This is a genomic window from Streptomyces sp. NBC_01390 (assembly GCF_045040105.1).
Taxonomy (GTDB): domain Bacteria; phylum Actinomycetota; class Actinomycetes; order Streptomycetales; family Streptomycetaceae; genus Streptomyces.
The window spans coordinates 5,533,013-5,555,427 of record NZ_CP109551.1 but is presented as its reverse complement, the minus strand read 5'-3'; the positions used below and the strand labels follow the sequence as shown (position 1 = coordinate 5,555,427).

Here is a 22,415-nt window from a genome sequence, read left to right as displayed (position 1 = left end):
CGCGAGCGCAGCAGCCGCAGGCAGTCCGAGCGGGAGAACCCGGTCTCGATCAGCGGGAACCGGTTCTTCATGTAGGCGACGTCCGCGTCCTTCGCCCGGGTGAACTCGTCCACCGAGATACCGATCCACTGCTCGACGAACACCCCGGCGGGGATACGCTGCGGGTAGGGGTAGCCGAGCAGCTCGCGGACCTTCTCCTTTAGCGGCCGGATTTTGTACTGGCCGGTGCACTGGCGTCGTGACATCCCTTCGCTGCCAGTGGAGTTGAGGATGTGCAACGGCATCGAGGCGAAGTGCTTGGAGGGGTCAAGCGCATCGGATCGGATGTTGCCGGAGGACACCCGCAGGACCGGGATGCCGGCGGGCTCGGCGATTTCCCGCTCGATCCGGTCGAGATGGTCGTAGACGGCGCGGGGCTCCCAGCCTGTGTCCGCGAAGATCGCCGCGTCCAGGCCGGGCAGATGGCCCTCGGCGGCCATGAGCAGCAGACATGTCGACTGGACCCCGGCACCGAGCGAGAGCACCTTGAGCGTCGGGGCGCTCATGCCGACAGCCCGAAGTCGTCGCGGCCCAGGGACTTGGCGATGGCCCGCTCGGTGATGGCCTTCGTCGCGCGGGCCGAGGCCGGACCGACCACCTTGGCGGAGGGCTCCTTGTACCAGGGCCGGAGATCGAGCATGGCCACCCGGATGCCGGTGGCGAGCAGCAGCGCCTTCCCCTTGGGGAGCGCGCGGATCGCGTCGGGGGGCAGGATCCGCTCGGTGCGCATGCTCACCGAGGTGGACTTGCCGCCGTCGCTGGTCGACACCGACGTCGTCTGCACGTCGTGGTCACCGACCTGCCTGCTCAGACGGTCGGCGAAGTCGGCGTCGTCGATTCCACTTCCGATGATCTTGATCGTGGCGGCGGACCAGAGCGCGTCCATGCCTGCCTCGCCCCAGCACCGCTGGCCCTGCCGGTAGGACTGCAGGATCGTCATCGGGATCACGCCCCGGCTGCCCAAGTGGCTGTACAGGTCCGGGAGATCCGAGATTTTGCAGACGTTGGCAGCCTCATCGAGGACGCACAGGGCCGGCGGATCGAGACGTCCGCCGGAGCGCTCGGCGATGACCACGGCCGCGCGCATCACCGCATCGGCCGCTGCAGCGATGATCGCCGACGCTGAGCCGCCGCCGTCCTTGCTGAGCAGGTACAACGTGTCGCGGGAGCTGGCGAACGCGGAGGGCCTGAACTCGGGAAGGTGCTTGCTGGGGGTGACCCAGGCGGCGACGTCCGGGTCGAGCAGGCAACTCGCGTACTGCCGCGCGGTCTCATAGATGCCGTCACGGGTTTCCGTGGCCCCGCTGACGGTGCCCTGGAGTTGGGCGGCGACCGCATCGTGGCCGGCATCGGTGAGCAGGTCCACCGGAGTGCGGTCAGCAGGGGAGGCGAGCCAGGCCAGGACATCGGTGATCGGGTGCCGGTGGCTGGCGGCGGCCAGGAACAGCGCGCCCAGCGTGTTGCTCGCGGCGGTGGACCAGAAGTCGGAGCCGCTGGATTCGTCCACGCTGGCGGCGACGAAGTGCCCGGCCAAACGTTTCGCCCCGGCCAGGTCGTGGGCGTCGGCCAGGATGTCCCACCACATCTCGCGCGGGTGATGGGCGATCTGCTGCGGGTCGAGCGTCCAGATCGTGCCGACCTTGGCACGGGCGTCCACCGTCGCGGTGAAGGCATCGTTCGCCGCCTTGTTCGAGGTCAGCAGCACCGGGCCGGGAGCGGCGAGGATCGCGGGGATCGCCAGCCCGGACGTCTTGCCGGATCGCGGGGCCATGATCGCGACGATCACGTCCTCCCAGGAGGCGCGGATCTCGGCCCGGCCTGGGGAGAGCGTGCCGACGAGGATGCCGCGGTCGGCGGGAGCGACCTCTTTCGGTTTGAGATCGGACAGGCTCGGACGCAGGCTCTTCGCCTTTGCGGTGATCTCCTTGTCCAGCAGCGGGGCGAGATCTTGCTTGCGGGCGAGGCCGTTCTTCGCGCCGCCGCGCAGCCGCAGCCATAGGACTAGGCCGGTGATGGTGAGGCCGGCGGAGAGCAGGCCGGGGACGAGTCGCGCGCCGATCAGCAGGGCGGTGGGGCTCAGGTGCGGCCACAGCACGTCGGGGTGTAGCAGCGCGTCGGTGGCCTTGAACGGCACCCAGTGGCCGGTGCCGACGAGGGAGTTGGTGAGGTTGCCGGTCAGCCAGGCGAGGGAGCCGAAGGCGATGGCGGCGCCGAGGACGCCGAACAGGAGGTAGAGGAGCGCGTCGGAGCCGGTGGTGGTCGAGGGCGCGCTGGTACGCGGGGCGGGCATGGCGGATCCAAGGAGGGAGAGCGGACGAGGCGGGGCGGGGCGCGCGGCGCTCTTCTGCTGGTCATCGGGGCAGCTCCTGTTCCGGGAAGGGGGCCGGCGGTCGAGGTCAGGCCGAGGTCATCGGGTGCGCGGCGACCGGGGCGGCGGGGCGCTGGCAGGTGGTTCGGACGTCGCGTCGGCGGAGAGTGCGGTCCGCTGGGTGGCGGCGTGCGGGGAGGATGCGCGGGCGGCTCGCTGGCGGTCCGCTTCCGTGTTCTGGGCGGCGGACGGTTCGGTATCCGCGACCGCGTCGTCGCCGAGGACGTCGCTGAGCAGTTCCCTGGTCCGCAGGGCAGGCATCTCGTCGCGGTACTTGGGGTCGCTGAGTTCCGCAGGGCACGCGGCGATCATGTCCTCGGCGGCCTCCAGCTCCTCCTGGACGTCCCGCAGCATGTGGGTGGCGGCGGCCAGCCGTGTCCACGTATCGAAGGTCGGGTTGTGGTGCGGGTTCTCGAAGGTCAGGCGGGCTCGGGTCCAGTCGGCTGCTGCGGCGACGAGTTCGGTCAGCTGTGGGAGGGCTCCGACCAGGGTGCCGTTGATCTCCTCGATGATTTCGGCGACCTCTTGGGGAGTTGCTGTCTCGGTGAGCCGGGTGATCATCCCCGGGACGGAGTACGGGTCGGCCGACGGGTGGGGCAGGTGTCGGATCTGCAGGGGCGTGTCGGAGCCGGACGCCTCGCCGCCGTGGGCAAGCCGGATGTTGTGCTGCATCGCGGCGCCGATGGCCTCGCCGATGCTCGGGTAGAACTCGGGCACTATTCCTCCTCGGTCGTGGTGTTGGATCGGTGCCACCCAGGTGGATAGGCCCCTCGGCCCTTGGCCGGTCTGATGGCGGATGGAGACAGCGCTCGGTTCACGCCGTGACCGCCAGAGTCAGCCCCTCGGTCAGGGCCTCCAGTTGGTCGTGGGCGGCGGCGGGGCTGTCGGCGGTGACGATGAAGAAACCGACCCGCTTGGTGTCGAGATTTCCCTCCGGTGGCAGGGCGACCCGGTCGCCGATGGCGCGCAGCCAGGTTGCCTGGCGCAGCCACGGGTCATCGGGCTCGACGGACAGGTGCCGTGCGGAGAGGGTGCCGGTGGCTGGGGGATAAAGGATCTTGATCGCGGCGGTGGTGTGCGTCGGGGGCGTGAGGGCGGGCACCTTGCCGCAGGCGACGTCGGCGGCGATCCGGGGCAGGTCGAGGCCGGTGGCCAGGTGGACGAGCTTGCCGATCAGGTCGCCGCCGATACGGGAGTTGACCTCAATGATCCGCGGGCCGGAGGCGGTGAGGCGCATCTCCACGTGCTGTACGCCGTCGGTGACGCCCAGCGCCCGCACCGCCTGGACGGCGACGGGGGCGACCTCGGGCAGGAGCGGGTCTCCGGCAGTGACGGTGTGACCAACCTCCTCGAAGTACGGCGGGAAGGCGACCTCCTTGCGGGTGACGGCCAGCGCCGTCGTGATGCCGTTCTGGGTGACGCACTCCACCGATATCTCCGGCCCGGAGAGGTACTCCTCGACCAGCACACCGCTGCCCTCCGGTCCTTGCTCACCGGCTCCGGCGGAGGCGAACTCCCAGGCAGTGGGCAGCTCCTGCGGATTGTCGACGCGAATCACACCGATGCTGGCCGCGTGTGAGGAGGGCTTGAGGACGACAGGGAAGCCTGTGCGGTGCGCGGCAGCCGTCGCCTGGGCCAGGGTTCCGACACGGGTGGACGTCGCCGACGGCACCTGCTCTTCGGCGAACCGACGGCGGCTGGTCGCCTTGTCCCGACAGGCGTTCATCGACGCCACGCTGTTGCCCGCAAGCCCGAGGCGGGCGACGAGTTCTGCGGACGGGACCAGGGCGTACTCGTCCCAGGTGACGACTCCGGCGATGGGATGGCGCTCGGCCAGGGCCAGGCCAGCGGCGACCACGGCCGCCGGGTCGTGGGTGTCGGCGACCTCGTGGTCGACGACCAGGTGCTGCTGCCAGGTCGGCGGCTTGGCGTCGATCAGCGCGATCGGATATGCGGCAGCGGCCTGCTCGACGCAGTAGCCCCGGTATACGGGGTCGGTCCCGCCGACGACTATCAGCAGCGGATCACCGATACGAGTGGATCGGGACATGGGACAGCCTCCGTAGGGCGGGAGTTGGGTGTGAAGGGGAAGAAAGGTCGAGATTCACCGAGCCGTTGAGCCGCTGGTCACGGTGCGTTCGCTGGCTGGACTGGCTCCTCCTGGAGCACAGGGACCTGCGGGTGGGACCGTTCGCAGGCGGCTCGGTGCCGACGCAGGCTGCCGAAGCACCCGCCCAGTGCCAGCCCCTGCAGGACGGCGCACGCCAGCAACAGGTGCGGAAGTTCAGCGGTGGGAACGGCCGTGATCAGGGATCCGGCCAGGGGAAGGGGCAGCAGCACCAGGATGATCGTCACTGCCAGAGTGGAGCCGAACGCCTGGGCGGGGATGAGGCGGGAGCGCAGCGTACGCAGGATGACGGTCAGCGCGCCGTCGCCAGCCATGACCACCGCCACCGCCGCGGTGTAGGCGGTGAAACTCGGGGCCAGGGCGGTCGCCAGGCAGGCTGCCGTCGAGGCAGCGGCGGCCACCGCGCCTACCGGCCAGACCTGGAAGCGGTCGATCGCCCGGCGGGTGGCCCACACGGCGGTCAGGGAGGCGACGGCTGCCGCGCTCCAGACCGCACCTACGGCGGCGGTGGAGTAGTGGAAGTGGTGGATGACCATGATCGGGGCAGCGGCCTGCAGGACACCGGTGGCCAAGTTGGAGGCGGCCAAACCGCCGACCAGCCAGGAAAGTGCCGGGGTACGGCGCAGGGTCCGCCACCCGGTCAGAAGACTGCTGGGCACCGGGCGGTGATCCGCCACGGTTCCGCCGCTCGGCGTGGTCGCGGCGGCGGTCAGAGCCAATGCCGCGACCAGGGTCAGCAGCACGGTCGGCCCCGCCAACAACAACAGACCACCTAGGAGCGGACCCACGAGCACCGCGCCCTGGTCGATCCCGGTCTGCACGGCCTGGACACGGTGCGCGGCATCGCCCAACCGGCGGCTGGCCTCGGCACCGAGAGTCTCCACCGCGACGAAGGAGACCTCCGCCAGCAGCCCGGAGGCAGCCCCGAACGCCAGGACCACGCAGGTGGTCGCAGCTCCGGCGCCGGGGAGGGCCAGCAGCACCACACCGGCTAGCGCGACCACGGCGGTACGGACAAGGTTGGACGCTCGGAAGACGCGGCCGGCACCCCACCGGTCGACCAGTGATCCGGCGAAGGCGAAGGCGGCCAGGCGCGGCGTCCACTCCAGCAGGAACGCAAGACCGGTCAGAGCGGTGGAGCCGGTGGTGATCAGAACCAGAAGTGGGATCGCGTAGGTGGCCGTCGCGCTGGCCAGAGCGTCGGTGGCCCGCATGAGGTAGGTGCGCGGCAGGCTGGCGGAGGGAGTACGGGAGGAGAGCATCGGGGTCACCGGGTCCGGTGACCGGGGAGCTGCGACGGATGTACGGCCGCGCCGACCTCCGGTGCTCCAGCGCCGAGCGTTGAGGACGCCTTGGCCTTGGCCGCTGCGGGCGACGTGGCGAGAGCCGCACTTCGGGAGCCCGTGGGGGCTGGGGACTCCGCTCGCACCTCCACCTGGTCTTGCTGCGAGTCGCCGACACGGCGCAACTCGGTATCCGATCCGACGAGTTCCGACTGCGCCGAGCTGACGAACTCCGCAGCGAAGCCGAACCGGTCGGCCAGCGCGTACGCCTCGTCGTCGAGGTCGGTGATCTGCTCGCATGCCGTCTCCAGCGCTTCCCGGACGCGTTCCAGGACGCCGTGCTCGGGATGAAGGAGGTGATCGACTGCCTGCGCAAGGCCGGCACCGTTCTCGGCGGCCCTGATCTGGTCGGTCAGCCGCAGGACTTCGGCTCCGGCGATGTAGAGCCCGAGAGGGTTGGCCGGGGTGGTCAACCGGCTGGTGTCGAGGTCGGGGTCCAGGTCGACGTTGTACCGGGCGGCGCGGAGCATCTCGGCTGCGTGGGAGGCGACGGCGGCGCGGTCAGCGGCCGGGGTGGTGGTCGGCAGGCGGTGGCGGCGGCCGTACCAGTCCTCGATCTGCTGGAAACCGGCGTGCTTGAGGAGCGTGGCGGACAAGTCGTCGCTGGCGCCCTTCGCCGAGACACTGCCGCTGGGCTCGGTGTGGATGGTGATGTAGGGGGCAGGCACGTGGCTCTCCTGAGCGCGGGGTGTTGGGCGTGGGGCCGGGGGCAGCTGGCCGAGTTCGGTGGCGATGCGGTGGCACTCGGTCTGCAGGTGGAAGGCATCGCGATAGGCGTTGTGGAGGCTGCCGTCCTCGCGGGCGAGAGTGGCCACGACGTAGACCCGGTGGGGCTGGTTACGCAGGGCGATCCATCGGCAGGCGTCCGGATCGCCGTCCGGGGCGATGCCGGTGACCGCCACCACCCGGCGGGCCACCTCGGCCCACTGAGAGTCGGTCAGGTCGGGGTGTCGGGGGTCGGAGCGGACCGAGCAGACCCACACCGGCCGCTCGGGCGCGCGGGCCCCGAGACGCTCGACGGGTGCGTCGAGGGCGTGGGCGAGGTACGACAGCGCGTCGGGCTGGGCGAGCATCTCGATGGGGGCGCCGTGGCCGTCCCCCGCGATCAGGCGGGGGTTGGTGTGGTTGCCGCGCTCGCCCGGCCCGTACAGATACGTGAGCAGACCAGCGGTGTGGCTGGCGCGCTGCAGGTGGGCGATCACGGCGTCTACCTCGAAGGGGAGTGGCGAACGGGAGCCCGGGTGGCCGGGCCGTCAGGGAGAGAGGATCCGCAGAATCCACGATTTGGCCCGGCCGGAGATGGGTGATAGACGCCTGCGGTCACCGCGGCTCGTCGAGGCCGTGGTCGTAGGCGAAGTCCGCGCAGGCGGAGCGCGCGAAGTACGCGTCGTTGTGCAGCCGGGCCCAGTGGCCGTCCTGGCGGATGACGGTGGCGATGATGTCGAGTCCGTTGGCCTGGTTGCGCAGGGCGGCCCACCGGCAGGCGGCCGGGTCGTCGTCCGGCTCGATGCCGGTGGCGTCGAGGACCTCGCGCGTCAGCTCGAACCAGTCGTCGTCGTTGAGTTCCACGCCGGTGGTGTTGCGGATCGCGCAGTGCCAGGTGATCCGCTGGGACGCGGTGTGTCCGGTCCGTGGTTTCCGCAAGGCGAGGGGCTCGTCGAGCAGCAGCGCCAAGTACGGCAGGACGACGGTGTCCTGGGCGGTCAACTCCGGCGACCAGGCGGTGAGTAGGTAGGGGGCGAAGCCAGGCTCGCTGCGGTGGAGGTCGGCGAGCAGATCGGTGGTGCTCTCGGTGCGCCGCACATCGCAGCGCAGGGGGTACTCGAGCATGGGATATCCGCATCACTGGCAGGGAGAGGGATCCGGTGCCCCGACGGGGCAGGGCACCGGGGTGGTCAGAAGTGGGGGTTCTCGGTGGGCCGGTCGGCTACGGTGGCCGCCTGGAGCAGCTCGGTCAGGTCGCCGGGCTCGGAGGAGCGCTGGTCGATCCACCACCCGGCGCGGGTGATCGTGCGAGCCGTTTCCTCGATCTCCTCCCACTCCGCCTCGCTGCTCTCGCCTTCGAGGACCAGAGCGGTGTAGGCGGCAGCCAGGACCTGGTGGCGGCAGCGCACGCCCCACGCGATGGCGCGCTCGCGGCCTTCGAGGGGCGGCATCCGGTACTGCTCTGACCAGGCATCGGACTCGGCCTGCTCTTCGGCGCGCTTGGCCTCCAGCCAGGCGGCCTTGTCCTGCTCATCGCCCTCCTTTGCGGACCGCCAGCAATCGGTGCACTCCTGCTTGGCGAGCCACTCGGCGAAGCCCGCGCGGCGGTCGGCCGCCCGGTCGGACAGGTCACGGGCGCCGCTGTGCCCGCACGAGAAGTCGATGTGCCAGATGGTTTTCACGGCCATGGGAGCTTTTCCTTACGGGTGTTGGATGTCAGGGGGTGCGGGAGAACGCCACGCGCGGGTCCACCGGGCGGGAAGCCGGGACGGAGGCGGCGGGCGTGGGGACCGGGGGTTTGCCGGGCAGGCTGGCGCGGGCGGGACTGGCGGCGAGCGCGGCGGCGTTCATGACAGGGAACCGGCGGGGGGCGACGTCCGGGCCGCGTTCATGGCGCGCTGCCGCCGACGGTGCGGGCGGGTGGCGTGCGCTGATGTCCCGGGCGAGGGCGGGCTGCACGGCTACCTGGAGGTCGGACCGCTGCATCGCCATGGTGGCCTGAGCTACCTTGCCGAGCGCCTGGCCGCGGTCGGTGGTGATGGGCAGCGTGTAGATGTCCAGGCTCGGGTTATGCCGCCAACCGTGCTCTTCCAGGATGAGTGGGCCGCCGAGAGCGGAGGAACCGTCGGCGGTGGCGGCGACCACGCCGAGCTGCGGATGCTCGGCGAACGCGACGTCCGGCTCAGCGCGCGGGGGCCGGTCGCGGGCGGGCGCTGGTACGGAGGCCAGAGAGGGGTCGAACGCGGCGTCCACATCAACTTGGTAGCCGGCCTTGCGCAGCAGTGCGACGGCCCGTGTGGCGCGGTCCTGCCCATCACGCTGCTGGTTGGCCAGCGCGTACAGGTTGGGATGGTCGGGGACGGGGTGGAAGTCGAATCCCTTCAACATCCAGGTGCTTGCGGCCAGTTGCTTCGGGTTGGAGGCGACGATGCCGAAGTCGGGGTGGCGGCCGACTGCGATGTCGGGAAGCGGGTCGTGCTCGGGGGTGGGCATAGCGGATCCATCCGGTGCGGGCAGGGGGAGAGGGACGGTCGTTGGCGGGGATGGTTCTGCTGGTGCGGGACATGGCGGGCTCCAAGCTGGGCAGCGGTAAGCGACCGGGTGCGGACGAGGGTCGGGCGGGAGGCAGGGCGGGACGTACGGGTGAAGCTGACGGCAGCGCGGCTGGGGTCGTGCGCCGTGCGGTCGGTGAGACCGCGAGAGCGGCGGCGACTCGGGGCGCGGCCGGTTCTTCCGGGGCGACTCGGTCCACCCGGGCCTGGACCCTGTCGGGGTGGTCGGTGTGCCGGTCGGCCAGGTCGCCGCGCATGGACCGAATTTCGAGCGTGTAGGAGTCGAGCTTCTTGGTGATGTAGCGCAGGCGGTTCGCGTAGTGGGGATCGGCGGGTGCGCCCAGGCCCTCCCACCAGTCGGCCGTCGTGTTGAGGGACTCGACGACGCGCTGGAGAACTCCGTCACCGGGAGCGGTCAGCTCGCTCAGTGCGGCGACGGCCTCGCTCGTATGTGCCGCCGACTGGATGGATTGGGTCAGGTGGCCGAGCCGGTCGCCGAGGCTGAGCCCGTGATCGCCAGGGGGCGGCCGGCTGGGGTCGAGCAGGTCGGGGTTGCACGAGACGTCGAAGCCCTCGGCCTGCAGCATGTCGAAGGCCCGGGTCACCATGTGTCGCTGCTCGACCGGGTCGGTCATGGCGGAGGGCAGCCGGTGGAAGCGCTCGCGGAACAGCACGACGGGGACGAAGCCCGCACGATGGAGAACCGCGTCGGCACCGCTCTCCTGGGCAGGTCGCCGCGGTTCCGGTCGGGGCGGCAGGCCGAGCTGATCCAGGCGCGCGTCGATGGCAGCGAGCAGGCGGGGGACGCTGCCGCCATGCCGGGCGTGAGGGCCGTGGGCCTCCGAGTCGTAGATCACCTCGTGGAGCGCGGAGCCATCGGGATGCCCGCGCGTCACCAACCAGCTCTCCGGATACCCGGGCGGGCGGTCGGTGGGCGGTTCCTGGGGCGGAGAGATGATCAGGGCGCTGCCGTCGGGGAGTTCGGCGTGGACGATGTAGTCACTGATGCCGAACTCGACGGTGCAGGCCAGGCCGCGCCGCCGAAGCGGCGTGGTCAAGTGGCTGTACGGGTGGTCATGCTCCGACGTGCCAGCGGCGGCTTCCTGGATGACGGGTTCGCTGGTGCGCGCTGTGATGCGGGTGCCCTCGCGTTGGAGGGTGACCAGTGTCTGATCGGGGCGCATGTGGGCTTCTCCGTGGCCGGCCGTCCCCAGCGGTCGACGACGGCGGGAAGCCGCAGCCGGGCGGGGACTGTAGGGGTAGTGGCGTTCGTTGAGGATCCGGCGATCGGACGGTTTGGCCTCGCCGGAAATCGGTGCTAGAGGCGTCAGCGCGAGCGGCGCACGGCAGGGGGGTCAGACGCCGCCGAGCCGGCCGGCGAAGTGGGAGAGGCACCGCGCTGGCCGGAGGCGGATCGGGCCAGGGCCGCCTGGACACGCCCGGTGTGCGCAGACTGGTCGACGCCGATCCGGTCGGTCAGGTGATCGGCAGCCCTGGCCAACGCCGCTCCGCTGTAGCTGAGTTCGTCGGCGTAGTGCCAGCCTTCGGAGTTGCGGATCTCGCGGGCTCGTTCCTCGTAGAGCTCCCGCGACCCGGGCATGGACCCCTCCATGAGCGCGATGACTTGATCCCACTCGCGGCGGATCTCGCCTGCTCGCTCCAGTACGGAGTCGATCCCCCGCAGGCGCAGTAGGTCGGCGCTGATCGGACCGTCGAGGTAGTCGGTCGGTTGCGCGGCGGCCCGTACACCGGCGAGGACTTCGGGGCCGTGGGTCAGGAAGGTCTCGACGTGCTCCCAGGCGGCGGCGTCCCGGGCCACTTTGCCGTCGGCGTACCCGGTTTCGTCGACGGGCCAGCCGTCTTCGTCGCAGTACGAGTCGGAGACTGCGTCCCACTGGTCCGAAGCCTGCGTGATGCCATCGGCGGCGGAGGCCAGGGCCTGGACGCGCGCCCGCCATACCGCCCGCTCGCTGGCATCTTGCGGCTGGCTGTCAGGGGTGGCGGGGGAGTTAGGAGAGGTGGGCATGGTTGTTCCTCGATCCTGTACGGGTGCCTCACCGCGAACGCGGCAGCGAGCGCGTGGCCGATGGTGGGACCGGAGCAGGAGCGTCGCTCTGCTGGCCGGGGGAAGTCCCCCGGGCCGACGCTGCTGGCGAGAGGCGGGCCGCTGCTGCCGCTTGGTGCGACCGGGAGCAGATCTCGTGGTCGACGTTCTCTGCGACGAGATGCAGCTCCTCGCCGAGGTCGGTCAGCCGGGAGACGATGGCGTCCAACTCGGACGCGCTGCTTCGGGCGCCGTGGGTGCGGCACCACTCGGAGGCGGTTTCGAGCATCTGGTGCAGGCGGGCCACCGCGCCGAAGTCCTCCGTAACGGCCTCGTGGAACAGGCCGGTGAACTCCTCGGTTTGGGCTGCGGCGAGGCGGTCGTTCCAGTCAGTGGCCGGTGAGCCGCTGTCCGGACTCGCGGTCGGGCCCGTCGTGGGGTGGCGCTGGGGCGGGGCGGCGTTCTCGACCACACCGAACCGCAGACCGGGGACAACCCCGGACCGGGAACCCGCGACCCCACGTAGACTCACTGCCGCACCTCCGTGCGCTGCATGGGAATTGAGAAGCGGTCAGTTGCAGTGAACTCGGCGCTTTTGGCGGACATGCGGGCGTCGGTGTCGAACAGCTCGCGCTCGGTTGGATGCAGGATGTGCTGGGTGATGAAGCTCCGACCTGCAACTTTCCACAGGCCTCGGCCCTTGGTCAGGGCGGACACGGCCTGGGTTTCGACGCCGGTCAGGCCGAGCAGCGAGGCGGCGGCGGCGAGTTGGTCGGGCTCCTGGCGGTAGATGATGCGGGTGCTGCAGTCGGCGAGGAGGCCCTCGGCCAGCACCCGGCCGCGCGAGCCGGCGTCGCCCGCGCTCAGTAGGTCGCTGAGGCGGTGGATGACCATCAGGTTGGCGATGCCGAGACCTCGGCTGAGCTTCCACTGGCTCTGCATGCGCTCCAGGAGGCCGACGTGCCTCATCACGCGCCATGCCTCGTCGTAGATCACCCAGCGTCGGCCGCCGTCCGGGTCGGCGAGCGCGGACTCCATCCAGGCGCTCGCGCAGGTCATCGCGAGGACCAGCGCGGTGTCGTCGCCCGAGCCGCCGAGGCGGGAGAGGTCGATCGACAGCATCGGGGTGGTCGGGTCGAAGGCCACGGTCGAGGGCGCGTCGAACATGCCGCTCAAGTCGCCGTGGACCAGACGGCGCAGGGCATGTGCGAGGTCTTGTGCGGCGGGCCCCATGTGCCCGGCCTGGTCGCCGAGGGCCCGGTCGAGGCGCTCGGGCGAGCCGAGGGTGTGCGCGATCTCGCCGAGCAGCGGCACGGTGCCCCTGGCCTCGGCCTCGGTGACGACCAGGTCCAGCGCGAGATCCAGGGCCGTGTGCTCCATCGGCTGGAGATCGCGCTTCAGCACGGTGCGCGCGAGGCCGGCCAGGAGCAGGAGGCGGCGCTTGCGGACCTCGGTCGACCAGTCGTCCTCGCTCACCGAGGCGGGCCGGGCCGGAGCATCCAGGGGGTTCAGCCTGCCCGGGAGGCCTGGTCCGAGCGCGATGCTGTAGCCGCCGAGGGCCTGCGCGACGGCCGTCCACTCGCCCTTGGGATCGCAGGGCACGTAGACCCGGTATCCGTGCGCAATCGCCCGGGTCGCGATGGACTTGGCCAGCGCCGACTTGCCCATGCCGATGATCCCCGCCAGGACCGCGTTGGGATTGGTGAAGCCCTCGATCCGGCCGCTGCTGTACAGCGAGAAAGGGTCGTAGCAGAACGCCGCCTCCGCGTGGACATCGCGACCGATGAAGATGCCTTCCGCGCCCAGTCCGCCTTCCGCGAGGAAGGGATAGGCGCCGCTGACGGTGGCGGTGGTCATCCGGTGGGCGGGCAGGCTGAGCTTGCCGCCGCGTGCCGAGGAGGGGCCGGGGCGTCCGGACGGCGGATAGGTGGGCCGCAGCTCCGGGTCGAGGGTTTCCTCGTTGCGGCGCTTGGGCGGGGCTCCGGCGAGTCGGGCCTGGCGGCGGGCCTCGGCGAAACCGGCGCGGGCGGTTCGCTGCTCGGCACGCGATGCCTTGCGGGGGACGAACAGGTGGGAGGCGCTGGCACGGATGCGGGGCATGAACGTTTCTCCAGACGGAGGGCAGGGTCAGTGGCGGACGAGGCCGGTGAACGGCGCGTGGAGGTCGGCCGGGGTGGTGCGGCGGCGGACCAGGTGCGCGGTGAGTTGGTGGCGCTGGCAGATGGTCAGCTCCGGTGCGCCTTCTGGCAGGCCGGCCTGGCACGCCTCGCGGTCGGGGACCTCGCCGGAGTCCGGCCGAGGTGCCGCGTGGTAAGCGGCGTGGACGTGGTCGGCGGCCTGCCAGATTCGGGTGCGGGCGGCGCGGAGCTGGTCGCCTTCGATCGGCACGAGCTGGCCTGTGCGGGCGGCGTGGGCGTCGAGCAGGCCGTGCAGCGAGATGAGGTGGGCGTGCAGGGCGTCAAGCTCGGCGCGGGTGGTGACGAGCGGACCGCCTGGCACGTTGAGCGCGCGGTGGAAGTCGAGCGCGGCGGTGGCGAAGGGCACGAAGTCCTGCGCGGTCGGGCTGGCGGTGCGGGACATGGGGGTGCTCTTTCGGAAGGGAGGAGGGCCGGCATCAGGCGGCGAGGGCGAGCGGCATGGCGGCGGCGGTGAACGCTTCGGCCTGCTGCCAGGTGAGCGGCCGGAGGTCGATCTGGGCGCCGACCGCCGCGGTCTCCACGACCGCGCAGGCGGACCGCAGCTCCTCCTCGGAGTCGGCCGAGACGGTCAGCAGGCCGGTCAGGGCGACATCCGCGTGGCCCGCGATGAGCTGGCGTTCACGGGACTTGATGTCCTGGTACTCGATCGAGTCCGCTTCGGAGTCGACCTGGCCGCGCCGGGCGCGCTCAGAGGCGTCTGCGATGACCGAAGCCTTCTTGCGCTGGACATCGCGCAGTGCGGCGTCCAGCCCCTTCGGCTCGTACGACAGCGACAGGGTCCGGCGCACCCCGGCGGTGAACAGAAGCTGGTGCAGGAAGCCCGCCGACGTCTCGGTGCGGGGCCAGTTCTCCACCCAGTACGTGGAGTGGACGGCGGAGTCGGTCGCGATGTGGTCCGACTTCTCGACGACCACGACCGGGCCGGCAGCGGCGGGGTCGGCCTCGGGACGCCCGGAGGAGGACCAACGGTCCAGTGCGGCAAGGGCCTTGGGGTCGTATGCCGTTCGCACGACGGCCGCGATCTCGTGGGCGGTGAGCCAGCCGGTGGGGTTGAGCCCGGCGGTGCGCGCGGCCTGGTCGAAGGTCGAGGTCAGCTGCGCCAGGACGCTGAAGGACCCGGTCAGACCGCCTCCGGCCTGGTTGATCAGGCGTCGTGCGGCCTTGGCGTCCAGCGAGACCGCGACGTACGCCTCGTGCGGAGCCGCAGCCGGGCCCGCGCTCTGGATCAGCTCGCTGTAGATCGCGCCGGCCACCGGGGCGTCGGGCTGGCCGTGCTCCTCCCAGTACCGGCGAAGGGCGTCGCCGGAGTCCGGGACGGTGCGCTCGATCACCTGGATGCGGGCGACCTGGCCGGTGCGGGCGAGCGCGGCGAGCGTGCGTCCCCAGCCGTTGACGTTGGCGTTCTGGGTGCCCGGGTCGAGCAGCGCGTAGGCGTGGGAGGACACCTTGACGACGGCGGTCAGCGTGCCGGTGTGGGGGTTGTGGACCGCGCCGTACCGGCGGTCGGGTGCGGTGACCACGCGCAGGCTGGCAGCGGTACCGGGCAGGTGGAGGAGTCCTTCGCGGACCGGGCGGCGGGAGGGCCGGACGAGCCAGATCAACTGGCCCCGCATCCGCCGGAGCACATACCGAGTGACGATCGGAGCCCAGTCGGCCAGGGCTCGGCCTCGGTGGCGAACGAAGACGAGCAGGGCGATGGCGGCCCACAGCGGGATGAGTTCGAGAGCGCCGACCACGCCACGGGCGAGGATCACGGCAAGCAGGAGCAGGCCGGTGAGGCTCACGACGATCAGCTGCGGGGCGGTCAGGCCGAGCAGGATGCCGCGCCTGCTGCGGTGCGGGAACTTCACGGTGGCCGTGGTGGCTTCGGCCTGGGGGTTGTCAGACATGGCGGTTCCAGACGGTGGGAGCGGGCGAGGAGGGGCGGAAGGCGCGGCGCTCTTCTGGAGGTCATGGCAGGACTCCGTTTCGGGTGGTGGGGGGAGGGGGGCGGGCTGGAGGGATGCAGCCCGCCCCTGGGTGGTGGTGGGTCAGGACCCGGACGGTGGCTGGTTGGGGTAGACCCAGCTCGTCGGGGTCGGGGAGCCGGTCGCCGGCGGACCGGTGGAGGGCGGCGGCGGTGCGGCGGGTCCGCTGGGCTGCACGGCGCCTGCGCGGGTCAGGCTGCTGCCCGGAGCCGACGCGCCAGCGGGCTGGGCGGCGGAGGGAGCGCCCCCCTCGGAGCCTTCTGCTTCGGTGTCGGCAGGCCGTGTGATCAGCGCGGGGATGCCGGGGCGCTGGATCAGGGCGCGGCCCTTGTCGCCGGAGGCGTTCGGGTCCTCGCCGTACCGGAAGCTGGTCTGCGGCTTCGGGGGTCCGGCGTCGATGCCCTCCTTGCTCAGGTTGCCGCCGGTGGGGTTGATGCCGGAGGCGACACCGTCGCTGCCCGCGCCGGGTACCTTGCTCGGCCCCTGCGGAGCAGGGGTGCCGGTGCTGGCCTGCATCGCGAGGCTGCCCGCGGTCTTCGCGGCCCCCGCGGCGACCGCCATGCCGGCGACGCCGGTACGGTGCAGGTCGTCGTGTCCGCCGCCGTCACTCGCCCAGTGGACGAACTTGTAGGTGGCGTACGGGCAGAGCAGGACCAGGACCATCACGATGATGCCGGCCATCGCGTCGGACAGGGCGGCCATGCCATCCGTGGCGTCGGACTTGCCCATCGCCGAGACGCCGATCAGGAAGACCACGGTCATCAGCAGTTTCGACACGACGAGGGTGGCGGTGGCCTCGATCCAGCCCCGCCGCCAGCGCTTGGCGACCTCCCAGCCGCCGCCGGATCCGGCGAAGACCGCGAGGGCGACCATGATCAGGACGCCGACCTTGCGGGCGACCATCACGCCCCAGTACATGAACGCGCCGATCGCGCAGCCGATGGCGACCAGGGATGGGACTGTCCAGCCGAGGCCGTACATCGGCCCCAACTGGTTGACCTTGATGACGCGGCGGATCGCGTCGTCCACCGAGCTGTTGGCCGCTTGGAACAGGCCGTCGGACAGAGCGTCGACCACCGTGATGGCCACGGAGGTGAAGGCGACGGCGCAGAAGGAGAAGAGGACGCCGGTCATCGTGCCGATCGCGGCTTGGGCGAGGGCGCGTTCGTCCCGTCGCCAGGCCGCGAACATCAACTGGATGCAGAACGTGCCGACGGTCAAGGCGAGGCCGATGGGCAACAGCAGCTCGTAGTTGTCCCGGAACCATCCGGCGTTGAGATCGATGGCGGTGGTTTCGTTGACGGCCCTGGCTGCGAGGTCGGCCGCGCTGGCGGCCAGCTCACCCGCTGATTTCGCGATCCACGCCCCGATGCCGTCGGTGACGGTCCCGGCGGGGTTGGTGGCGAAGTCGACGGCGCCGCAGACCTTGTCCATCAGCGGAAGGTCGCAGACTCCCATGGCGGTACCTCCTTTCTGGGGTGGGGGTCAGGGCGCGACGGCCGGCAGGACACCGGCCAGGGCACAGGGCTGGGAGGGGCGGCACTGGACCGCGAGGGTGGTGACGCGGTTCTCGGCGCCGCCGCGCGGCGAGCCTTTCCAGGCGATCGACTGTTTGCCGGAGACCGTCACGGCGTAGACGTACGCGGTGGTGATCGCCCCGGGGTCCGCCTGCAGGGCCTGGGTGAACGAGTCGGGGAAGTACGCCTCGTTCACGGTCGCGGTGGCGAACTGGCCGTTGGCGGCCATCTCCTTCCACAGCACGCGCGAGGGGACGAGCGCGTCGACCGAGGCGGTGTCGGCGTACTTCCTCTCGTTGGTCAGCCACCCGTGCAAGGCAGTCAGCAGCTCATGCTGGGAGTACGCGCGGGTGTCGTAGGACCACAGCGCTGCGGCTGCCGCCTTACCGAACTTGATCGGATCGTGCGTGGACGGGGGCACGGGCAGGGTGCTGCGGCTCCCGTGCGGTGGTGACGAGGCGGAAGCAGAAGAGGTCGGGGAGGAGGGGGAAGCCGAACTCACCTGCGGTGCAGGAGCCTTGGAGGAGGTCCTGCCGTCGCGGGTGAGGTAGGCGGCCAGGCCGGCGAGGGCGACGAGCATCACCAGGACAGCGGTGCCTAGCAGCGCCCGGCGGCGCACGCGAGATGCGCCGCCGGGGTTCGTGGAGCGGGGAGACATCAGTGGACCTGCGTCCCAAGCGTGCTGAAGAACGCCACCACACCGTTCGCGGCACCCAGCAGGAGGGCCGCGCCAGCGCTGACCAGCACGCCCTTCTTGCCGCTGGCCTCGGCCTGGTGGCCACCGGAGTGATGGCCCCAGGCCCACACGCCCGCGCTGACGGCGAGCGCGCCGACCACGGCGATGATCCCGAAGAGGTTGATCGAGCCCATCACCTGCTTGAGGACTGCCAAGCCGGGGAGACCACCATCGTTCGGCTTGATCCCGGGGTCGTAGGCGAGCTGGATGACCTTGTCGGCGAGATACATGGAGAACTCCAGTTCGATTTAACGCCCGCCAAAGCCCGAGAGGGCGAAGCGGCGGTGCAAGGAAAGGGGGAGGGGGGAAGCGCCGGTCAGACGACTCGGCGGACCGCGAGAATCTGCGATTTCCAGGAGGCGACGGTCGCGATGCGAACCACATCGCCGGTGCGCGGGGCGTTGATGATCAGCCCCTGGCCGACGACCATCCCGACGTGTTCCGGGACTTCGGCCGTCCCCTCGGTGAAGACGAGGTCACCGGGCTGGAGAGCGTCAACCGATACCGGCTTGCCCTCCTTGACCTGCGTGTACGTCGTCCGCGTGAGGGTGACCCCGGCGGCCTTGTACGACTGCTGCATCAGCGAGGAGCAGTCGCAGCGGCCCATGGGGTCGGGCCCGTGGGAGTCGGTGCAGCTCCCGCCCCACTGGTACGGGGTGCCGAGCTGGCCGAGCGCCCAGCGGATCGCCGTCTGGACCTTCGGCGGAGCGTCTGCCGGGATCTTGTATCCGGCCGGCACCGCGCCGGGCGGGATGGTTCCGAAGTCGGTCCCGTCCCCGCCGCTCGTACAGCCGCCCGCCGTACTCGCCGGAGGACTGCCAGTGCTGCCCGAGCCGGATGGTGAAGGGCTCGGCGACGTGCCGCCGGCCTCCGACAGCAGCGGCTCGATCGCCTGCTGCAAGGCGGTGGCCAGGGGCTCCCACTTCGCGTAAGCCTCGGGGTAGCCGGACTTCTGCACCGTCTGGGCGGCCTGGGTGACGGACAGGGACTGCCAGCCCGAGACCTTCTCCAGCGCCTCGTAGAACTTCGAAGAGGCGTGCACCGGGTCGAGGATCTCGTTCGCGGTGCCCCATCCCTGCGACGGACGCTGCTGGAACAACCCGAGGCTGTCGCGGTCGCCGTAGGTCAGGTTCCGCAGGCCGCTCTCCTGCAAGGCGGTCGCCAGGGCCACGATCTGGCCCCGGGCCGGGATGTTCATCGCGACACCGGTGGCCTGGATGGTTTTGGCGTTGGGCACCTGCTCGGCCGGGTCGTCCAGGCCCGGCACGGAGACCGTGTCCTTGTCGCCGCCGTCCAGGATCGCCTTCACCTGAGCGGCAACGGCCGAGGTATCCACAGCCTGTGCACCGCCGGTCGAGCAGGAGGCCGAGGCACTCCCGGCCGCGATACCGAGGATCGGAACGGCCAGCAGCAGTGGACCGGAGGCGACGAGACCGACGACGGTTCCGGTGGTCTTCTTCATCGCCGCTGCCGTTCGCCGGGGTGGACAGCCCGGCCGGGCAACGGAGTTGGGTCAGGGCGTGGGCGTATCAGGGCGTGCTGCATCGCAGCGGCTCCTCGGGTTCGCAGGAGGCGCGGTGCCGACTTCTCGTGCAAAGCCGTCGGCACCGCGCCGATGTGAATCCGCCTCTCAGGGCGGGCCCGTGTCAGGGGAGTTGGTAGCTCCCGGACGCCGGTCTCAGGTCATGCGCGGCAGCCAGCCGCGCTCGTAATCTCAGGCGGTGCAACGGGTCTCCTCACGGCTTCGGGAACGGGGGGTCAACGGCCCTTCCGGGCCACGTTTTTGGACGCGGCAACACGGATCGGCACAGGTCAGCGTGGGTGGAGCCGGGCTCCGCCTCGGTGACATGGCGAGACAGTAGACCGGGATTCCGGCCGCACCAAACGACCGCCGAACCCGGGCCCGAACCACGGCACAGGCTCGTTATGCGCGGCCGGAAAACGCGGCTAACCTCCGGCGCAACCCCACTCCGAACGGCCGCTGTTGACCGCCGTCCGGAGCTGGCCCAGACCCGTCGTGCCTGAAAGAGGCCCCGCACATGAGCTACACGCTGCACCGAGGCGACGCCCTCACCGTGCTGAAGACCCTCCCCGACGAGAGCGTCAACGCCGTCATCACCGACCCCCCGTACAACTCCGGCGGACGCACCAGCTCGGACCGCACCGGCCGCACCGCCCGCGCCAAGTACGTCACCAGCGGATCGGCGCACGACCTGCAGAACTTCCCCGGAGAGAACCGCGACCAGCGGAGCTACCGAAGCTGGCTGACCGCGCTGCTCACCGAGGCGTACCGGGCCGCGACCGAGCACTCCGTCGCCATGGTCTTCTCCGACTGGCGCCAGGAGCCGACCACCAGCGACGCCCTGCAGATGGCGGGCTGGACCTGGAGCGGCACGATCCCCTGGATCAAGCCCGCCAGCCGGCCCCGCAAGGGCGGGTTCAAGCAGTCGGCCGAGTTCATCACCTGGGGCGTCAAGGGCAGCCTCGACAAGAACCGGGACCTCTACCTGCCCGGCCACTTCATCGCCTCCCAGCCCCGCAAGGACCGCGTCCACATCACCCAGAAGCCGGTCGAGATCATGCAGCAGCTCGTGCAGATCTGCCCCGAAGGCGGCACCGTCCTCGACCCGTTCACCGGCAGCGGCTCGACAGGCGTTGCCGCCCTGCGCGAGGGCCGGCAGTTCGTCGGCGTCGAGCTGTCCTCGCACTACGCCGACGTGGCAGAACAGCGACTGTTGCAGGCAATGCAACCCACTCTGACCCAGGACGACTTCGTACTGGCCGGGCCGGAGGCATAAGCGTGAGAGCGACCCGGCCGGGGTCGACGGACCGCAGACGCCGAAGGGTGGCTGGTGCATCGAGACACCGATGCTCCAGCCGCCGTCCGCTTGCGTCAGGCTGCCTCGAACGCCCGACGGATCAGAGGCCCCGCCTTCTCAAGGTCGGCAGCAGAGGCGATCCGCACCTCCAGGTCGCCCGTCCCGAGGTGACCGATGCCGCGCATGTCGCGGGAGAAGCCCTCATCCAGCTCGACCGTGTCCGGGTCGACCTTGAGATAGACCAGGATCGCCTCGTGCTTCGGGCGGAAGATCACCGAGGCGAGGTTCACCATCCGCCGGTAGGCGATGTAGTGCAGCAGCGGCGCCACCTCCACCTCGCCCCACGCGGTGAGGGCCTCGTCCAGCTCGCCATACAGGTCCCGTAGACAAGCCGGAGCCGCGCCCGTCGCCGACAGCTGGCTTGCCGTCACCGCCGACGGCACCGGCCGCCACCTCCCGCTCCCGACGCTGCCGCCGAGCCGGAGCGGGAGAACCAGGCGTGGACTCGATCAGCAGCAGGCTCAGCAGTCTTCTAGGTCGATCCGCTCGTGCAGACGGTGCACCGCGACCCGGTCGTGGTGCGAGAAGCTGGCCGCGATACAGACCATCCGCGGGTTCCGCCAGTCGATCGATTCAGCCGCCTCGGCACCCAGCTTCTCCTTGACCAGGGCCTCGAACTCGTGATGCGCCGAGTCCAGCCACGACAGCCCATGACCCAGACCGTGAGCGACTACGCTTGATAGGCGTCCCGGACCCTGGCTGGGCGTATGGGCATGTGTGAGGAGTGCTGAACAGAAGATGACGGGGACGCCCGAGCGGATAGGCCGATACACCGTGGCCAAGGAACTGGGCTCGGGCGGCATGGGGGAGGTGTACCTCGCTTACACACCGGGTGGTCAGCCGGTGGCGGTGAAGCTGATCCGGAGCGACAAGCTGGACCCCGTCACGCGGGCCCGCTTCGAAAAGGAAGCGCTGATAGCGCGCACCGTGATCGGTACCAACAGGGTGGCGCGGTTCCTGGAGGCCGACCCGTTCGCGGACCGCCCCTGGCTGGCCATGGAGTACGTGGCCGGACGCACCTTGCTGGCCTGCGTGGACCAGGACGGCGTTCTCCCCTTGCCGCTGGTCGCCAGTCTGGGCGCGTTGCTCGCCGAGGGGCTGAACGCCGTTCACGCCGCGGAGCTGCTCCACCGGGATCTGAAGCCCCAGAACGTCATCATGGGCACAGAAGGCCCCATAATCATCGACTTCGGGCTCGGTGCGTTCATGGATGCCGCGAAGGAGTCCCTGTCCCACAGCGGGATGATCATCGGGACGGTGCGCTGTATGCCGCCGGAGCAGGCGAGCGGGCATCCGAAGGTGACGCCAGCCGCGGACGTGTACGCGCTGGGCACGGTTCTGCTGTATGCGGCGGCGCGCCACTACCCGTACGACGGTGCGGTGTGGGAGGCCGTCGCAGTGCAGGTGGCGAATCCTGACATCGGCCCGGATCTGAGCGGTGTGCCCGGGGGGCTCAAGCCACTGATCGCCTCCATGCTCGCCCACGTTCCCGAGGACAGGCCGACGCTGGATGACGTTTCAAAGGCATGCTCGAAGCTGCTGAAGGCCGCTGGAAAGGCGCCGGCCGACGCACGACTCGCGCTGATCGCGCATACGACCGCGGGCGGTACGCCGGATGCGGCCAAAGAGCCGTTGTCCCCATCGTTCGAGAAGCTGCTTGAGGACCAGGCCGAGATCACTGACGACGCGGGTCTGGACTCGCCGCTCGACAGCCCGCGAGGAACTGCTGAGGCGGAACCGGAGGAGGCGGAGCAGGACGAGCCGCCCCCCGACTCCGCCGAGAAGGCCGTGAAGCCAAAGGCGGAGTCGAAGGCCAGGCCCAAGGCCGTAAAGCCGCCGGCATCGAAGCGGGTCGCGGATGAGCTGAGGGTGGAGTACGCGGCGGATACCGCGCTCTGATGGCCAAACTGTCAGTGCCTGGTGGGAAGCTAGGCGGACG

22 protein-coding genes are annotated in these 22,415 nt (G+C 70.6%); 2 read left to right on the top strand and 20 right to left on the bottom strand.

The annotated features are described in order from the left end of the window. Window positions 1-541: 541 nt before the first annotated feature. The 18 genes from OG241_RS24990 to OG241_RS24905 all read right to left on the bottom strand — a co-directional run bounded on the left by OG241_RS24990 (window position 542) and on the right by OG241_RS24905 (window position 19,059). The gene (locus tag OG241_RS24990) at window positions 542-2,329 is read right to left on the bottom strand and encodes a type IV secretory system conjugative DNA transfer family protein (protein ID WP_405818053.1); all 1,788 of its coding nucleotides are present in this window, start codon (window positions 2,327-2,329) and stop codon (window positions 542-544) included. Between the two features lie 117 nt (window positions 2,330-2,446). Beyond that, complete coding sequence (locus tag OG241_RS24985) at window positions 2,447-3,124, bottom strand: hypothetical protein (RefSeq protein WP_405818052.1); 678 nt, start codon at window positions 3,122-3,124, stop codon at window positions 2,447-2,449. A gap of 97 nt (window positions 3,125-3,221) precedes the next feature. Then, entirely contained in the window at window positions 3,222-4,457 is a 1,236-nt protein-coding gene (locus OG241_RS24980; RefSeq protein WP_405818051.1) for an ATP-grasp domain-containing protein, read from the bottom strand. A 77-nt stretch (window positions 4,458-4,534) separates the two neighbouring features. Continuing rightward, entirely contained in the window at window positions 4,535-5,797 is a 1,263-nt protein-coding gene (locus OG241_RS24975; RefSeq protein WP_405818049.1) for an MFS transporter, read from the bottom strand. 5 nt (window positions 5,798-5,802) lie between these two features. After that, complete coding sequence (locus OG241_RS24970; RefSeq protein ID WP_405818048.1) at window positions 5,803-7,080, bottom strand: hypothetical protein; 1,278 nt, start codon at window positions 7,078-7,080, stop codon at window positions 5,803-5,805. Window positions 7,081-7,198: 118 nt separating this feature from the next. Further along, on the bottom strand, window positions 7,199-7,708 hold the full coding sequence (locus tag OG241_RS24965; protein WP_405818046.1) for a hypothetical protein: 510 nt from the start codon (window positions 7,706-7,708) through the stop codon (window positions 7,199-7,201). Between the two features lie 65 nt (window positions 7,709-7,773). Then, complete coding sequence (locus OG241_RS24960; protein ID WP_405818045.1) at window positions 7,774-8,271, bottom strand: hypothetical protein; 498 nt, start codon at window positions 8,269-8,271, stop codon at window positions 7,774-7,776. A 28-nt stretch (window positions 8,272-8,299) separates the two neighbouring features. Continuing rightward, the gene (locus OG241_RS24955) at window positions 8,300-8,971 is read right to left on the bottom strand and encodes a hypothetical protein (RefSeq protein ID WP_405818043.1); all 672 of its coding nucleotides are present in this window, start codon (window positions 8,969-8,971) and stop codon (window positions 8,300-8,302) included. Continuing rightward, window positions 8,898-10,319: a hypothetical protein gene (locus OG241_RS24950; protein ID WP_405818042.1), complete on the bottom strand. Its 1,422-nt coding sequence runs from the start codon at window positions 10,317-10,319 to the stop codon at window positions 8,898-8,900. Before OG241_RS24950 ends, OG241_RS24955 begins: the two co-directional genes overlap by 74 nt. A 143-nt stretch (window positions 10,320-10,462) precedes the next feature. Continuing rightward, window positions 10,463-11,161, bottom strand: a complete 699-nt coding sequence (locus tag OG241_RS24945) for a hypothetical protein (RefSeq protein ID WP_405818040.1) — start codon at window positions 11,159-11,161, stop codon at window positions 10,463-10,465. Window positions 11,162-11,189: 28 nt separating this feature from the next. Next, a complete protein-coding gene (locus tag OG241_RS24940; protein ID WP_405818038.1) occupies window positions 11,190-11,711 on the bottom strand; it encodes a hypothetical protein in 522 nt (173 codons plus the stop codon). Continuing rightward, window positions 11,708-13,279 (bottom strand): ATP-binding protein, encoded by a 1,572-nt coding sequence (locus tag OG241_RS24935; protein WP_405818036.1) that lies wholly within the window; start codon window positions 13,277-13,279, stop codon window positions 11,708-11,710. Before OG241_RS24935 ends, OG241_RS24940 begins: the two co-directional genes overlap by 4 nt. Before the next feature lie 27 nt (window positions 13,280-13,306). Continuing rightward, window positions 13,307-13,759, bottom strand: coding sequence for a DUF6238 family protein (locus tag OG241_RS24930; RefSeq protein WP_405818035.1), 453 nt, complete (start codon window positions 13,757-13,759; stop codon window positions 13,307-13,309). A 34-nt stretch (window positions 13,760-13,793) separates the two neighbouring features. Continuing rightward, window positions 13,794-15,266, bottom strand: a complete 1,473-nt coding sequence (locus OG241_RS24925; protein WP_405818033.1) for an SCO6880 family protein — start codon at window positions 15,264-15,266, stop codon at window positions 13,794-13,796. A 141-nt stretch (window positions 15,267-15,407) separates the two neighbouring features. Further along, window positions 15,408-16,802 carry an ATP-binding protein gene (locus OG241_RS24920; RefSeq protein ID WP_405818031.1) on the bottom strand — a complete coding sequence of 465 codons (1,395 nt, stop codon included), beginning with the start codon at window positions 16,800-16,802 and terminating at the stop codon, window positions 15,408-15,410. Window positions 16,803-16,829: 27 nt separating this feature from the next. Then, window positions 16,830-17,519: a hypothetical protein gene (locus OG241_RS24915; RefSeq protein WP_405818029.1), complete on the bottom strand. Its 690-nt coding sequence runs from the start codon at window positions 17,517-17,519 to the stop codon at window positions 16,830-16,832. Continuing rightward, window positions 17,519-17,827 carry a DUF6112 family protein gene (locus OG241_RS24910; RefSeq protein WP_318325517.1) on the bottom strand — a complete coding sequence of 103 codons (309 nt, stop codon included), beginning with the start codon at window positions 17,825-17,827 and terminating at the stop codon, window positions 17,519-17,521. The genes OG241_RS24915 and OG241_RS24910 overlap by 1 nt, the downstream gene beginning before the upstream one ends. Window positions 17,828-17,913: 86 nt before the next feature. Next, window positions 17,914-19,059 (bottom strand): C40 family peptidase, encoded by a 1,146-nt coding sequence (locus tag OG241_RS24905; protein ID WP_405818027.1) that lies wholly within the window; start codon window positions 19,057-19,059, stop codon window positions 17,914-17,916. A gap of 577 nt (window positions 19,060-19,636) precedes the next feature. Between OG241_RS24905 and OG241_RS24900 the strand changes: the two genes are divergently transcribed. Then, entirely contained in the window at window positions 19,637-20,395 is a 759-nt protein-coding gene (locus OG241_RS24900) for a DNA-methyltransferase (protein ID WP_405818025.1), read from the top strand. Between the two features lie 95 nt (window positions 20,396-20,490). On the opposite strand, the gene OG241_RS24895 is transcribed toward OG241_RS24900, so the two are convergent. Then, window positions 20,491-20,859 (bottom strand): DUF5655 domain-containing protein, encoded by a 369-nt coding sequence (locus OG241_RS24895; protein WP_405818023.1) that lies wholly within the window; start codon window positions 20,857-20,859, stop codon window positions 20,491-20,493. A gap of 78 nt (window positions 20,860-20,937) precedes the next feature. Continuing rightward, window positions 20,938-21,258 (bottom strand): hypothetical protein, encoded by a 321-nt coding sequence (locus OG241_RS24890; RefSeq protein WP_405818021.1) that lies wholly within the window; start codon window positions 21,256-21,258, stop codon window positions 20,938-20,940. Between OG241_RS24890 and OG241_RS24885 the strand changes: the two genes are divergently transcribed. Continuing rightward, window positions 21,251-22,375, top strand: coding sequence for a serine/threonine-protein kinase (locus OG241_RS24885; protein WP_405818019.1), 1,125 nt, complete (start codon window positions 21,251-21,253; stop codon window positions 22,373-22,375). The two genes, OG241_RS24890 and OG241_RS24885, sit on opposite strands and share 8 nt — an antisense overlap. Window positions 22,376-22,415 lie beyond the last annotated feature (40 nt).

What these genes read in the sequence shown, in the direction of transcription:
- OG241_RS24925 (WP_405818033.1), bottom strand. Translation starts at nt 15,266, where the DNA reads ATGTCTGACAACCCCCAGGCCGAAGCCACCACGGCCACCGTGAAGTTC.
- OG241_RS24960 (WP_405818045.1), bottom strand. Translation starts at nt 8,271, where the DNA reads ATGGCCGTGAAAACCATCTGGCACATCGACTTCTCGTGCGGGCACAGC.
- OG241_RS24910 (WP_318325517.1), bottom strand. Translation starts at nt 17,827, where the DNA reads ATGTATCTCGCCGACAAGGTCATCCAGCTCGCCTACGACCCCGGGATC.
- OG241_RS24945 (WP_405818040.1), bottom strand. Translation starts at nt 11,161, where the DNA reads ATGCCCACCTCTCCTAACTCCCCCGCCACCCCTGACAGCCAGCCGCAA.
- OG241_RS24935 (WP_405818036.1), bottom strand. Translation starts at nt 13,279, where the DNA reads ATGCCCCGCATCCGTGCCAGCGCCTCCCACCTGTTCGTCCCCCGCAAG.
- OG241_RS24955 (WP_405818043.1), bottom strand. Translation starts at nt 8,971, where the DNA reads ATGTTGAAGGGATTCGACTTCCACCCCGTCCCCGACCATCCCAACCTG.
- OG241_RS24980 (WP_405818051.1), bottom strand. Translation starts at nt 4,457, where the DNA reads ATGTCCCGATCCACTCGTATCGGTGATCCGCTGCTGATAGTCGTCGGC.
- OG241_RS24990 (WP_405818053.1), bottom strand. Translation starts at nt 2,329, where the DNA reads ATGCCCGCCCCGCGTACCAGCGCGCCCTCGACCACCACCGGCTCCGAC.
- OG241_RS24920 (WP_405818031.1), bottom strand. Translation starts at nt 16,802, where the DNA reads ATGGGAGTCTGCGACCTTCCGCTGATGGACAAGGTCTGCGGCGCCGTC.
- OG241_RS24930 (WP_405818035.1), bottom strand. Translation starts at nt 13,759, where the DNA reads ATGTCCCGCACCGCCAGCCCGACCGCGCAGGACTTCGTGCCCTTCGCC.
- OG241_RS24915 (WP_405818029.1), bottom strand. Translation starts at nt 17,519, where the DNA reads ATGTCTCCCCGCTCCACGAACCCCGGCGGCGCATCTCGCGTGCGCCGC.
- OG241_RS24950 (WP_405818042.1), bottom strand. Translation starts at nt 10,319, where the DNA reads ATGCGCCCCGATCAGACACTGGTCACCCTCCAACGCGAGGGCACCCGC.
- OG241_RS24900 (WP_405818025.1), top strand. Translation starts at nt 19,637, where the DNA reads ATGAGCTACACGCTGCACCGAGGCGACGCCCTCACCGTGCTGAAGACC.
- OG241_RS24975 (WP_405818049.1), bottom strand. Translation starts at nt 5,797, where the DNA reads ATGCTCTCCTCCCGTACTCCCTCCGCCAGCCTGCCGCGCACCTACCTC.
- OG241_RS24965 (WP_405818046.1), bottom strand. Translation starts at nt 7,708, where the DNA reads ATGCTCGAGTACCCCCTGCGCTGCGATGTGCGGCGCACCGAGAGCACC.
- OG241_RS24905 (WP_405818027.1), bottom strand. Translation starts at nt 19,059, where the DNA reads ATGAAGAAGACCACCGGAACCGTCGTCGGTCTCGTCGCCTCCGGTCCA.